12 protein-coding genes are annotated in these 11,491 nt (G+C 38.2%); all 12 read left to right on the top strand.

Going from position 1 to position 11,491, the window contains the following annotated elements:
- Positions 1 to 482: 482 nt before the first annotated feature.
- The gene (locus M0Q51_14450) at positions 483 to 1,604 is read left to right on the top strand and encodes an ATP-binding protein (GenBank protein MCK9401178.1); all 1,122 of its coding nucleotides are present in this window, start codon (positions 483 to 485) and stop codon (positions 1,602 to 1,604) included.
- Between the two features lie 389 nt (positions 1,605 to 1,993).
- Complete coding sequence (gene rfbF, locus M0Q51_14445) at positions 1,994 to 2,764, top strand: glucose-1-phosphate cytidylyltransferase (protein ID MCK9401177.1); 771 nt, start codon at positions 1,994 to 1,996, stop codon at positions 2,762 to 2,764.
- A 45-nt stretch (positions 2,765 to 2,809) separates the two neighbouring features.
- Positions 2,810 to 3,886, top strand: a complete 1,077-nt coding sequence (gene rfbG, locus M0Q51_14440) for a CDP-glucose 4,6-dehydratase (protein ID MCK9401176.1) — start codon at positions 2,810 to 2,812, stop codon at positions 3,884 to 3,886.
- Positions 3,887 to 3,965: 79 nt separating this feature from the next.
- On the top strand, positions 3,966 to 5,285 hold the full coding sequence (gene rfbH / locus M0Q51_14435) for a lipopolysaccharide biosynthesis protein RfbH (GenBank protein ID MCK9401175.1): 1,320 nt from the start codon (positions 3,966 to 3,968) through the stop codon (positions 5,283 to 5,285).
- A 20-nt stretch (positions 5,286 to 5,305) separates the two neighbouring features.
- Positions 5,306 to 5,680, top strand: coding sequence for a GxxExxY protein (locus M0Q51_14430; GenBank protein ID MCK9401174.1), 375 nt, complete (start codon positions 5,306 to 5,308; stop codon positions 5,678 to 5,680).
- Between the two features lie 37 nt (positions 5,681 to 5,717).
- Positions 5,718 to 6,446, top strand: a complete 729-nt coding sequence (locus M0Q51_14425; protein ID MCK9401173.1) for an FAD-dependent oxidoreductase — start codon at positions 5,718 to 5,720, stop codon at positions 6,444 to 6,446.
- A gap of 29 nt (positions 6,447 to 6,475) precedes the next feature.
- Positions 6,476 to 7,015: a dTDP-4-dehydrorhamnose 3,5-epimerase family protein gene (locus tag M0Q51_14420; protein ID MCK9401172.1), complete on the top strand. Its 540-nt coding sequence runs from the start codon at positions 6,476 to 6,478 to the stop codon at positions 7,013 to 7,015.
- Positions 7,015 to 7,905, top strand: coding sequence for an NAD(P)-dependent oxidoreductase (locus M0Q51_14415; protein MCK9401171.1), 891 nt, complete (start codon positions 7,015 to 7,017; stop codon positions 7,903 to 7,905). Before M0Q51_14420 ends, M0Q51_14415 begins: the two co-directional genes overlap by 1 nt.
- A 13-nt stretch (positions 7,906 to 7,918) precedes the next feature.
- Positions 7,919 to 8,776, top strand: a complete 858-nt coding sequence (locus tag M0Q51_14410) for a glycosyltransferase family 2 protein (protein ID MCK9401170.1) — start codon at positions 7,919 to 7,921, stop codon at positions 8,774 to 8,776.
- A 65-nt stretch (positions 8,777 to 8,841) separates the two neighbouring features.
- A complete protein-coding gene (locus M0Q51_14405) occupies positions 8,842 to 9,867 on the top strand; it encodes a hypothetical protein (protein MCK9401169.1) in 1,026 nt (341 codons plus the stop codon).
- Between the two features lie 53 nt (positions 9,868 to 9,920).
- Positions 9,921 to 10,256, top strand: a complete 336-nt coding sequence (locus tag M0Q51_14400; GenBank protein MCK9401168.1) for a hypothetical protein — start codon at positions 9,921 to 9,923, stop codon at positions 10,254 to 10,256.
- Between the two features lie 179 nt (positions 10,257 to 10,435).
- The gene (locus M0Q51_14395) at positions 10,436 to 11,314 is read left to right on the top strand and encodes a hypothetical protein (GenBank protein ID MCK9401167.1); all 879 of its coding nucleotides are present in this window, start codon (positions 10,436 to 10,438) and stop codon (positions 11,312 to 11,314) included.
- Positions 11,315 to 11,491: the final 177 nt, after the last annotated feature.

Here is an 11,491-nt window from a genome sequence, read left to right as displayed (position 1 = left end):
TTCATTTTTGCCAGAAGAAACATTTAAAGATTTTGAAAATGAAATGAAAATTATAGGAGGACAACTTTCCGGTTTATTACGATCCCTTAAAGAATCTCAAAAACAGTCACCTAGTCACTGAGTCACTGAGTCACTGAGTCACCCGGTCACCCAGTCTCATGGTAACTAGGTAACTGAGTAACAAGGTAACAGGGTAACTTGGTAATTTATTCAATTAGTCACCATGTCACCTAGTCACTTAGTCACCTTTTCTTCCGGTCACCCAGTCTCATGGTAACTAGGTAACTGAGTAACAAGGTAACAGGGTAACTTGGTAATTTATTCAATTAGTCACCATGTCACCTAGTCACTTAGTCACCTTTTCACCCAGTCACCTCTGGAAAGTGGAACAGTGGAACGGTATGGAAAGAGAAAGTAATAATCTGTGGTTTTATAATAGTACAAATGTCGTATGAGACACTTTTTGTATTATCTTTGATACTATGAAACTTCAGGCAGGCAAACCGGTTACTGGTAAGGACCTGATCGGCAGAGAAAAGGAGATCGATTTGATAATGACTTTGCTCCGGCAGGGGCAAAGTATTGTCCTGATTGCGCCCAGGCGTTTTGGGAAGACTTCGATTGTACTTGAAGTTCTTGATAGATTAAAAAAAGATCATCATTTTACAACTTATGTCGATCTTTTTGCGGTTCCTGATCTCAGACAATTATCAGAGCAAATCACGGCAACTGTTCTGGCGAATAAAAAGCTAGATAAGGTCTTCCGTAAGTTTGGCAAAAATATCGGCCAGGTCCTTAAAAATATTGAATTGAAACAAGTAGTTGAGGAATTCGAGTTTGTCCTAAGTTATGCCTCTCCTGAAACCGATGATTGGGAACTGCTATCTGAAAGCATCGATTTCATTGAATCATACAGTCATAAATATCAAAAGCAAATTTTTTGTGGATTGGATGAATTCGGTGATATCAGCAAATTGGATGGTGACCGTATCGTAAAATTGTTCCGTTCGAAAATTCAACTACAGAAAAATACAGCCTTTATCTTCTCCGGCAGCTCAGAATCGATGATGGATTCCCTTTTCCTGAAAAAGAATTCACCTTTTTACCGGCTTGCAAGAATTATTGAAATTGGATTTATCCATAAAGAAGATTTTCGTAAATATCTTGAACGGACGTTTCATGAATTGAATATTAGTGTGACGGATCAATTTATAAATTCCATTCTGGATTTTTCGAATGGTCATCCTTACTATACCCAGCTAATCCTTCAACAAATTTATATCAAGCACCAGCTATCACCTTTATCATTTAAACTTGATCTGGATACGATCCTGGAAGAATTGCTTTTGCATGAACGAAACTACCTGGAAAAACTTTGGGAAGAAACATCTAAAAGACGGGAGCATCGCCTGGTCGTCCTGAAAATAGCAGAAGACGCCAGTTCTCTTTATTCCAGGATTGATTATAAAAGCATCAATGTTTCCCGAACCCTGAAAGTTCTGAAAGGGACAGGACTCATTATTAAAAATAGTGATGAGCGGTATATTCTTTCTGATCCATTATTTGCACTGTGGATCAGGAAAAGAGTTCTTAAGACTCAATGATGTGGAATAGTGATACAGTGAAACAGTGAAAAGGTGAAAGGAAAAATTGAAAAGTTATAAGGATTGGGAAATTGAGAATTTAGCAAATCTAACAGCTCTAACGTTCCCCTCCCCCGCATGTCCCCGCGTACGCGAGGAACAGGGGAGGGCCAGGGAGGGGGCTGAAATCACCTAGTCACTATTCGCGGCTATCCCTGATTACAACGATGCCAATGTATCGGTAAAGGTTGTAAAGATCATCCAGAGCTACACCAGGATTGTGGATAAAGTGGTGTGGGGAGTGACTGGTGAATAGCGATGTTAACTTTTAGTTCAATAAAAGCCAACAGTCATCATACTACTTAATAACCACCTTTTCTTTTTACTTTTACCTTTTTACTTATAACCTCATGAAAGTTCTAATCTTAGCCGGCGGCCTTGGCTCCCGCCTATCCGAAGAAACAGCCCTTAAGCCAAAACCTATGGTTGAAATAGGTGGTAAACCCATCTTGTGGCATATCATGAAAATATACTCCTCATATGGGTTTAATGAATTTGTCATTCTTTGCGGATATAAAGGATACATGATCAAGGAATATTTCGCGCATTATTTCCTGCACATGGCTGACATGACTATTGATATGACCTCTAATACGATAACGCACCACAATAATTATGCAGAACCCTGGAAGGTAACTCTCATAGATACAGGATTGGATACCATGACAGGTGGGCGTATAAAACGAGCACAAGAATATGTGGGTAATGAACCTTTTATGCTAACTTATGGTGATGGGGTTGGCGATGTTGATATAAATCAACTTGTTGAATTCCATATGAATCACGGGAAATTCATAACCATGACATCTGTGCTGCCGGAAGGCCGTTTTGGTGCTCTTGAAATAGATGAATCACTTAAAGTTAAAAGTTTTCAGGAGAAACCTAAAGGCGACGGATCCTGGATAAACGGCGGTTTTTTTGTTTGTCAGCCTGAGGTCTTTGATTACATAGAGGGAGACAAAACAATATTTGAGATAGATCCGCTTGAGAATCTTGCAAAGGATAATCAGCTATATACCTATAAACATCATGGTTTTTGGAAGCCAATGGACAATCAACGTGACAAAAGTCAAATGGAAGAGTTAATTGAAAAAAATAAAGCACCATGGATCAAATGGTAATGTCGCGAATTACACAAATTTGAACGAATTAAACGAATAGTTATAATGAAAGATAATTTATACAGCAATATATACAAAGGACGAAAGGTACTGGTAACCGGCCATACTGGTTTCAAAGGCTCTTGGCTTTGCCTTTTACTCCATAAATTAGGAGCTGATGTGTATGGCTATGCATTAAAGCCTCATACAACCCCAAGTTTATACGAACTGGCACAAGTTGACCAACTTGTTTCTTCTACTATCGGAGATATCAGGGATTACAATTTGTTACTAAAAACACTCAAAGAAGTACAGCCTGAGGTTATCATCCACATGGCCGCCCAGGCAATTGTAAGGGAATCTTACAAGAATCCACGCGAAACTTATGAAATTAATGTGATGGGAACAGTGAATCTGCTTGATGCTGCCAGGCAGGTGGGCAGTGTGAAGGCAATTCTCAATGTTACCACTGATAAATGTTACGAAAACAAGGAATGGCATTGGGGATACCGTGAGAATGAGCCAATGGGCGGTTATGACCCCTACTCGAACAGCAAAGGTTGCTCTGAACTGGTAACAGCCTCTTTCAGAAGTTCTTTTTTTAATCCTAAAGAATATAAGAATCATGGTGTTGCTTTAGCTTCTGCACGTGCCGGTAATGTTATAGGTGGGGGCGACTGGGCCGACGACCGGCTTATACCGGATTTTATCCGTGCAATAATGCGTGGGGAGAAAGTAAAAATCCGGAGTCCTTATGCCATTCGACCCTGGCAACATGTACTGGAACCTTTATCCGGTTACCTTGCATTGTGCGAAAAGCTCTATACGGCCGGACCTGCTTTTGCAGAAGGTTGGAATTTCGGAGCTGATGACAGTGACGCTAAAAATGTAGAATGGATTACCCATAAAATATGTGAACTTTGGAGTAATGGCGCTGCCTATGAATTAGACAGTACTCCTCAACCACATGAAGCAAGTTATCTGAAATTGGACTGTTCAAAAGCGAAAGCTGAACTTGGATGGATTCCAAAATGGGATATCGAAACCACCCTCAGATCCATCGTCGACTGGAACAAAGCCTGGTTAAATGGAGAAGATGTAAGAAGTGTTTCTGAGAAACAAATTGATGAGTTTTATAAATAACTTCATAAAGTAATAAAAAAAAAGTGCAACAACTAAAGGATTCCTTCGTATAATTCGTCATAATTCGTGAAATAAAAAAATGACAGATTTTAAACAACTAAGAAAAGAGATAGTCACCAAAACCGTAGAATATTATCAGGCAAGATTTTCCGAAAAAGAATTCGTCCCGGGTAAATCAAAGGTAAATTATGCCGGAAGGGTATTTGATCATCAGGAATTGGTTAATGCGGTAGAAGCTTCCCTTGATTTTTGGCTGACAGAAGGCAGATTCTCTGAAGAATTTGCTGAAAAAATAGCCGAATTTCTTGGCATAGAGCATGTACTGCTCGCCAACTCAGGATCTTCGGCTAATCTGCTTGCTTTCTCAGCCTTGACTTCTGAAAAACTGGGCGAAAAAAGGCTTAAGCCTGGTGATGAAGTAATTTCTGTAGCCGCAGGTTTCCCCGCTACTGTTACGCCTATCATTCAGTATGGTTTAATTCCGGTATTTGTAGATGTTGAAATTCCAACTTACAATATTGATGTTGAAATGATGCGCAAAGCCATCACTCCAAAAACCGGATGTATTTTTATTGCACACACGTTAGGCAATCCTTTTAACCTCGATGCTGTGATGCAATTGGCCAATGAATATAATCTGTGGGTTATTGAAGACAATTGCGATGCATTTGGAAGTGCTTATAAAGGAAAGAAAACAGGCACTTTTGGTCATCTTTCAACCATCTCTTTTTACCCTGCCCACCACATCACAACTGGTGAAGGCGGGGCAATCTGTACCAACGATCCTCAATTGGCTCAACTGGTTCGTGCCTTCCGCGACTGGGGTCGCGATTGTTATTGTGCCGGTGGTGAGAACAACACCTGTGGTAAACGTTTCTCTCAGCATTTCGGGAATCTGCCTTTGGGTTTCGACCACAAATACGTATATTCCGAAATCGGCTATAACCTGAAGATGACCGACATTCAAGCCGCTATCGGTGCAGCCCAGATTGATAAGCTTCCTGAATTCTGCGACCGTAGAAAAGCAAACTTCAAAGAATGGACTCGAATCTTTTCGAAGTACCCCGAATATTTCATCCTGGCACAAGCAACTGAAGGTGCTGATCCGGCATGGTTTGCATTTATTGTAACTCTGAAAGAAGGAACACCTTTCACTCGGGATGAAATCGCACGGCACCTGAACGACAACCTCATTGAAACCCGAAATCTCTTTGCAGGTAATATGACCAAACAGCCCGGCTTTATGAATCGACATTGGCGTATTGCTGAACACTTGAATAACACCGATTACATCATGAACAACACTTTTTTCTTGGGGACCTACCCCGGGTTAACGAAGGAGATGTTTGATTATTCAGAAAAGGTACTCACTTCGTTCTTATCAGATTTTACGAATTAAGACGAATTTCACGAAGTGGTATGACTGAAATTCTCTACAGAGAGGAAAGTTACAAGATCATCGGGGCTTGCATGGAAGTCCACAAAAAACTTGGCTCAGGTTTTCTTGAAAGTGTTTATTCAGAAGCCCTTGAATTGGAATTTAAAAAAGTGAGCATCCCATACGAACGAGAAAAAAAGTTGCCAGTTTTTTATGATGATCAGCCGTTGAAAAAATATTTCATTGCTGATTTTGTCTGTTTTAATGCGATAATTATTGAACTGAAAGCCACCAAATTTCTAATCGAGGCCGATCACCTTCAAACAGTGAACAACGTAACAGCAACCCAATTCAAATTAGGTATTTTAGTAAATTTTGGCGCTCCATCCTTAACCTATAAACGAATTGTCAATTAGCACGTTCGTGTAATTCGTAAAAATTTGTACAATTCGTATGTTACAAAAAAAATATAAATCAGAGCTTATCTCAATAATTAACCCTTTAGAAGGTATTTATACCCTCGAGTTCGCTTCCTTAAGCGGGAAATACAAATATCATCCCGGTCAATTTCTTCACATTGCCATCGATAAAGATTACGATGGTACAAGCCAATGGCCCGACTCCCGATGCTTTTCGATGCAGAGCAGCCCCGATGAAAAAACAATAAAAATAACATACGCGGTAAAAGGTCAGTTTACCAAACAAATGGGAGAACAACTAAAGGTTGGCTCCGAAATATGGCTCAAACTACCCTATGGCGACCTGTTTACACAGCCACACAACAAAACAAACACCGTATTCATTGCCGGAGGAACAGGCATTACCCCTTTCCTCTCCCTTTTCACCCACGAATCATTCAACGAATACATCAACCCACGCGTCTATCTCGGGTTTCGTTCAAAAGATCATCACATTTACCACGAAGAACTTGGCAGGATGAACCAAATCCGTGAAATTCGTAATAATTCGTGCAATTCGGATGAATGTAATTCGTCTTCATTCGTGAAATCATTCATTGAAGAAACTGATGGTGTTATAGACATAGAGGAAATTTTCCTTGACAACGGCATTCATTCGAACTACTTTATCTCTGGCCCACCAGCTATGATCAAAGCCTTTAAACAAGCATTGATTACTAAAGATGTCCCTCAACAAAATGTGCTAACCGACGATTGGGAATAATCAGTGTAATTCGTCAAAATTCGTGAAATATGTACATAGAAAATACCCCAATCCCCGGACTTAAACTCATTCACTTAAAGGAATTCAAAGACAACCGTGGCAGTTTTATTAAAGTTTTTAACGAAGATTTCTTTGCTGAAAACGGATTGAAAACCAACTTCAAAGAAAGCTATTATTCCATTTCTCATAAAAACGTTATCCGTGGCATGCATTTTCAGATCCCTCCGGCCGAGCATACGAAATTAGTTTATGTGAATCAGGGTTCTATCATAGATGTGGTACTCGATATTCGTAAATCGTCCCCAACTTTTGGGCAGCATTTCTTCATCGAATTAAATACCGAAAACCCTATCCTGATTTATATCCCGGTTGGCATTGCACATGGTTTTTTTAGTCTGGATGACCATACAATGGTTACCTATTTACAAACCTCATGCTACAACAATGCTTGCGACAAAGGCATAAAATACAACTCTTTTGGAATGGACTGGGGCATCGTAAACCCAATTATGAATGAGCGCGATTTAAGTTTCCCGGATTTTGCGGATACAAATTTTAATTTTGAGTGATGAAGATATTTATTACAGGAGCAACAGGTTTTATCGGCAAACATTTGGTTAAAAAGCTCGTTGAGGAAGATCATGAGATAACAATAAATTTGTTTGGAGAAGAACAATCTCCCTTTGATGATACGGTTTTTACCTACAAGCTAAACGAAACAAACATTCCGAAGGATACTGAATACTTAATCAGGGAATCTTTTGACGGAATAATTCATTTAGCTTCTCTTTATCTTACCATACATAAACCTGAAGATGCAGTAAAGCTAATTGATTCTAATGTAAGGTTTAGTACATATATTCTTGAATGTGCTTCGCAAGCCAAGTTAAAATGGTTTATTAATACAGGTACCTTTTGGCAGAACTATCAAAATGCTGATTACTCACCGGTAAACCTTTATGCAGCAACCAAACAGGCATTCGAAAGTATTGCCAAATATTATATAGAAACGAATCAAATCAAATTCGCCACACTCCGGCTTTGCGACACTTATGGACCAGATGATACCAGACCTAAAATATTTAACTTATGGGAACTGATTGCTAAAAGTGGTGAATCGTTAGATATGTCTGCAGGTGAACAACTCATTGATATTTCATATATCGATGATATTGTAGATGCTTTTTTATTGCTTGCAAACCATCTTCAAACCGATCATCCAGATATTTCCAATGGTGCAGTTTATGCTGTAAAGGCAGAAAAACTATATACTCTTAAAGAATTGGCAGCTATTTTTGAAGAAGCGACAAGTTTTAAACTTAATATCAATTGGGGAGAAAAGCCATATCGGGATCGGGAAGTAATGATTCCCTGGGGAAAAGGGTCGATTGTACCTGGATGGATGCCGAAAATTGATGTTCAGGATGGTATAAACCTGACTTTTAAAAGCTTAAAATGATAATATAAAGATTATGCCAAAAGTATCTGTTTGTTTGCTTACCTATAACCGCGCCAAGTACCTTCCAAGTACGTTAGATACAATTCTCGCTCAATCTCTTCGTGATTTTGAATTAATAATCAGCGATAACTGTTCCACTGATAATACGCTACAAGTTTGTCTTGAGTACGCGAAGAAGGATTCGAGGATCAGATACCGGCGTAATGAACGAAATTTAGGCATGACCGGCAATCTAAATGCATGTATTGCTGATGCATCAGGAGAATATATAGCAGATCTTTTCGATGGGGATTTATACGATCCAACCCTTTTAGAGAAGTGGACAAGAGCTTTAGACGCTTATCCACAGGCAGCATTTGTATTCAACGCAAACTGTGAACTTGACATTAATGGAAATAAAAGAAAAATCAATAGAGAGCCACTACCAGAATGTTTTCTTGGTCATATTCTCTTAGAAGGTATTTTTTTTAAACGCTGGCGGTTTGGTTCACCTGTATTTGGCACAGTGATGGCACGAAGCTCAGTTTATAAAGATGTAGGCTTTTTTGATCAACGATTCGGATTTTTTTCGGATGTTGATATGTGGATGCGTCTTGCTGAACGATACTATGTTGCCTATATTAATGAACCTCTTATTTCCCTGCCGAGCAAAAACATAGTGCCAAGAGAGTTTACTCTGCCCTTTTGGGAAGAACAACGTACTCTTGAGCGCATTTTCTGGGAGGCACGGTTACGCCATTATCATGGCCGTTATTTACTTTTAATAGTAGAAATTATGCGGCATGTAAGTTTTGCTATAGCTGCAAGGTCATGGAAATTGGCTTTGATAGTAAGACGTAGGTTGATAAATGCTAGTATAAAGCTGCTTTAAGCTGCTACAAAGCTATTGTAGTACACAATGGCTCGTTTATATATTTTCTTATTAATGATTTTAAAGTGAACAAAGCACCTTCAATTTTATTTATAACTGGTCCTTCGGAAGATTATCTTGCCGATGGAATATTGCACGGTCTGCGGTCACTTTATGGCAGTAGTGTAGTGGATTATCCTAAATGTGAACCTCTATATAAAAACTGTTCTGATGCAAGTTTTTCAAAAGTCAGGGGCCATGGATTTACCCTTTATAAGACTTTAGATGACATTGATGTAGATCGTTTTGATATTTTGAACAGTCTTCGCTCTGGGATTTTTGATCTGGTTATTTTTGGCAACATACAAAGAAGTTATGCGATTTTTGTAGACTGGCTCCCATGGTTGCAACCTAAAACGACCATACTTCTGGATGGAGAAGACACGCAATCCATTGCACCTTACGCTGGCCATTGGTGGAGACGACCTGAATACTGGTTATTGCCCAAAGCACATAAACAGTTTATCTATTTTAAGCGTGAATGGGGACCTACAACACTCAAGTACCGCACTTATCGCCTTCTACCATTTGTACTTTGTAACCTTTTTTATAAAAGACTACATTTACGTACAATTTCATTTTCTATTCCAGAAAGTCATATCGTCAAAAGTTTATCAAAAAAAACAAAAGAATTTGCTGCATATATTGTTGATCCCGAAGTTGCAGCACTTTTTGCTGAAACTTCCTCTAAATATCGCTTTACAAGCGAAACAGAATATTACGGAGATCTGCAAACTTCCCGATTTGGCATCACAACCAAACGAGCTGGCTGGGATTGTCTACGACATTATGAACTGGCTGCAAACGGCTGTGTTCCATGCTTTAGAGATCTGGATCTCAAACCCACGAAATGTGCACCGCATGGTTTAGGTACGGAAAATTGTATTTCATATCACTCAGTGGATGATCTACTAGAAAAAATCCGACTACTAACGCCTGCCAGATATGAAGAGTTGCAGGCTGGCTGCATAGCTTGGGCCAAAGCCAATACCACAGTTGCGAAAGCCCGTATGCTGATGGAATCAAATCGATCAAATATCAATAGGGATTAGTTCCTCACCTTTTCTGACATAATAACTATAAATTGAATAAAGTATCCTGATTAATGAAAGTTAATAAACGTTCAACTGCATTAAGAGTAATTGTGATTTGCTTAACGCTAATTGTAAATATTACACTTTCTGGAAATTTTATAACAAAAGGCCTGGGTTTATTTTTTTACACATTACTTTTGTTAATTTATCTGTATTTTGAAGTATTGAATTTGAAGCGACATAGTCCAGACAGGTATTTATTATCTCCTGTATTCTTGTCTTCGTTATTACTTTTCTCACTCTATTTTGGTGTTTCAAATGTGATTTTGGTTGATAGAGAAGTGACAATTTGGATGAATAAAATGATGTTTTTAGTGATTTTTGCTGCTATTGCCATGTGTGGGTAGGTTATAATAGTCTCTTTGCAAAAAACCTTGAAAATAGACTAATACATTCTAATATTTTCAATAATCTTATCTCCTCTTCTTTTCAAATCCGGAAGTCTGTTTTATTTTCATTTATTGCATGTGTATTTGCAATTCGTTTATATCAGGTTTCTCAAGGAATTTATGGTTATTCTAGTTCTATGGAAACCATTTCAGGATTCAATAATAGTTCACAGTTCATATTTCTATTGGAAAGTTTAGGAAAATTATCCTTGTTAAGCATTGCTATAAGCGTCTTTCATAAAAAAGTGGCATCGAATTCAGACCAGTTTATTTTAGTACTAATTTTAATTTTTGAAGTGGTTTTTGGTTTTTTGTCAGGCTTTAAATTTGCCATTGTTTTACCATTTATAATTGTAGGTCTCGCTTTTTATAATGAGCGGCGGCGAATTCCACTGAATCTGATATTAATCTCTTGTACCTTTATGGTGGTTGCATATCTTGTAATAGAACCTTATCGGGCATTAAAGCAGTATTATGGGAATACTGATAACAGTATAGGAGGAATTGCTGGCGTCTTAGTACAAGGAGCAAAGTCTAATGATGTAAGTTTTGCTTCTGTATATCAAGTGTGGACCCCCTTTCTTGCTCGGCTTAATTTGACTGAGATTGCTTCATTTGGAATTGAATACGCAGATAAGAGTCAATTACCACCAGAAAGTCCCCAATTTTTAAACAATATTTTTCTTGCGCCAATTCATGCTATAGTTCCAAGATTTATATGGTCAGGAAAGCCATTGGGAGATCTTGGAATCTGGTATAATAGAGTTGTTTTAATGCATGATTTTCATAACAGTGTTGGCATGAGTCCTGTTACATATTTGTACTTTGCAGGTGGATTATTGGCCGTAATACTTGGTTTTTTATTTGTAGGAATACTTCAGCGAATTCTATGGGGTTTTAGATCTTTCGGGGGAGGAGGTGTGATTATTTATTTCGGACTGCTTGGCACTTGCCTCGCCTTAGGCGATTCTTTTATGATATACCATTATACTTTATCAGACTATTACCGCTTTTAATCATTGTTCAATCTTTAATATTATATCAGGAACGGAAACCAATTCAATAGTATATAGATCAATCGAGAAATAGTAATTTTCTCAAAATGATTATACTTTTTTATAACTAACCGGATACCATAAAATATTTAAAAAATAAGTATCATCTTTTAATTCTTTATGACAATGAATCAGAAT

The organism is Bacteroidales bacterium (genome assembly GCA_023229505.1).
Lineage (GTDB): Bacteria > Bacteroidota > Bacteroidia > Bacteroidales > JAGOPY01 > JAGOPY01.
The sequence above is the reverse complement of the archived record's forward strand: the minus strand, read 5'-3'. Positions and strand labels throughout refer to the sequence as shown.

What these genes read in the sequence shown, in the direction of transcription:
- M0Q51_14425 (MCK9401173.1), top strand. Translation starts at nt 5,718, where the DNA reads ATGTTACAAAAAAAATATAAATCAGAGCTTATCTCAATAATTAACCCT.
- M0Q51_14400 (MCK9401168.1), top strand. Translation starts at nt 9,921, where the DNA reads ATGAAAGTTAATAAACGTTCAACTGCATTAAGAGTAATTGTGATTTGC.
- rfbF (MCK9401177.1), top strand. Translation starts at nt 1,994, where the DNA reads ATGAAAGTTCTAATCTTAGCCGGCGGCCTTGGCTCCCGCCTATCCGAA.
- M0Q51_14395 (MCK9401167.1), top strand. Translation starts at nt 10,436, where the DNA reads ATGGAAACCATTTCAGGATTCAATAATAGTTCACAGTTCATATTTCTA.
- M0Q51_14415 (MCK9401171.1), top strand. Translation starts at nt 7,015, where the DNA reads ATGAAGATATTTATTACAGGAGCAACAGGTTTTATCGGCAAACATTTG.
- rfbG (MCK9401176.1), top strand. Translation starts at nt 2,810, where the DNA reads ATGAAAGATAATTTATACAGCAATATATACAAAGGACGAAAGGTACTG.
- M0Q51_14420 (MCK9401172.1), top strand. Translation starts at nt 6,476, where the DNA reads ATGTACATAGAAAATACCCCAATCCCCGGACTTAAACTCATTCACTTA.
- M0Q51_14430 (MCK9401174.1), top strand. Translation starts at nt 5,306, where the DNA reads ATGACTGAAATTCTCTACAGAGAGGAAAGTTACAAGATCATCGGGGCT.
- M0Q51_14450 (MCK9401178.1), top strand. Translation starts at nt 483, where the DNA reads ATGAAACTTCAGGCAGGCAAACCGGTTACTGGTAAGGACCTGATCGGC.
- M0Q51_14410 (MCK9401170.1), top strand. Translation starts at nt 7,919, where the DNA reads ATGCCAAAAGTATCTGTTTGTTTGCTTACCTATAACCGCGCCAAGTAC.
- rfbH (MCK9401175.1), top strand. Translation starts at nt 3,966, where the DNA reads ATGACAGATTTTAAACAACTAAGAAAAGAGATAGTCACCAAAACCGTA.